Source organism: Cohnella thermotolerans DSM 17683 (assembly GCF_000429825.1).
GTDB lineage: Bacteria > Bacillota > Bacilli > Paenibacillales > Paenibacillaceae > Cohnella > Cohnella thermotolerans.
This window is the reverse complement of the sequence record NZ_AUCP01000153.1, coordinates 1-1227: the sequence shown is the minus strand read 5'-3', so window position 1 is coordinate 1227 and position 1227 is coordinate 1. Positions and strand designations below refer to the sequence as shown.

Annotated in this window: 1 pseudogene; it reads left to right on the top strand. The window is 40.1% G+C overall.

The features are described 5' to 3' along the window. Positions 1 to 1215: pseudogene (locus G485_RS30490) on the top strand (hypothetical protein); the annotation flags it as partial. Between the last annotated feature and the right edge of the window lie 12 nt (positions 1216 to 1227).

Here is a 1227-nt window from a genome sequence, read left to right as displayed (position 1 = left end):
ATTTTCTATGTTTTCCTTGCAGATAAATTCGACAAAAGTAGCTCAAATCCCTTGTGGAATAAGGATTTTTTGTTCGTTCAGCAAGCCCTATTTATCAATACTCTGCTTGAAAAGAGAGACGCGGAATCAAAGCTTGTTGATTGCGAGAGGGTCCTGTGGCTGAATCAGTCGGAGGATTGTGCCGTTACCATTTCTATTATAAAAAAAACCGGGGTTCCTGAGTTTAAGCGTATCTCATCTATTGAACAAGAGCTTATTGAAGGGACGATGATTAAGCGCGAGCATGACCCATATTCCAGATTTATGGTTTCGGAAGAACTTCTAACCCCAAAAGAAATTCGCCTTAGAGATGAAGCCTGGGAATGTATTAAAGACATAGTTGAACTGGAGCCTAACATCTACAATCCAAAAGAGCGGTATGAAATCATAAAGAGCGAGGTGGAAAGAACCGGTAAGGGAAAAAACCTTTACTATAAATACTTACGCTATTACTGGACTGGGGGGAAGATGGTGAATGCTCTACTTCCCAGATTCAGAAAATGCGGGGGGAAGGGCAGTAAGAAGAATCCAACTCAAAAGATGGGCAGACCCAGAGAAACCAGCATTTCTGTAGATCCCAAGTTAAAAGGAGTCTTAATAAGTGAGGGTCATCGAAAAATATTCGATAAGGCTATAAGAGATGTTTATTTAAAAATAAATCGAAGGGACTCCGTGAAATATACATATATTGAGATGCTAAAGAATCATTATAAAATTGATACCATTAAGAAGGGGAAATATGAGATCCCGATAATACCTCCAGGACACGATGTACCAAGTATTGCTCAATTGCGATATCACATTCGAAGGTATTATACCAAGCGCAAGCTGCTAATCGCCCGAGAAGGCGAGGTTACATTCAATCGTGATTTCAGGCCTTTGCTAGGATCAGAAACTAGGAAAGCTAATGGACCAGGCCAAATCTTCGAAGTTGATGCAACGGTAGCAGATGTATATTTGGTAAGTGCAATTGATCCCAATATTATTGTCGGCAGGCCTGTCGTATATATTGTTGTTGATGTATACAGTCATATGGTTGTCGGGTTATATGTTGGGTTTGAAGGTCCGTCTTGGCTTGGAGTCATGATGGCTATTGAAAATACAGTGGAAAATAAGGTTGAGTTCTGCAGGCAGTATGATATCGAGTTGAGTCCATATAATTGTGTAAAATGGTAGACTTCCAAGAAC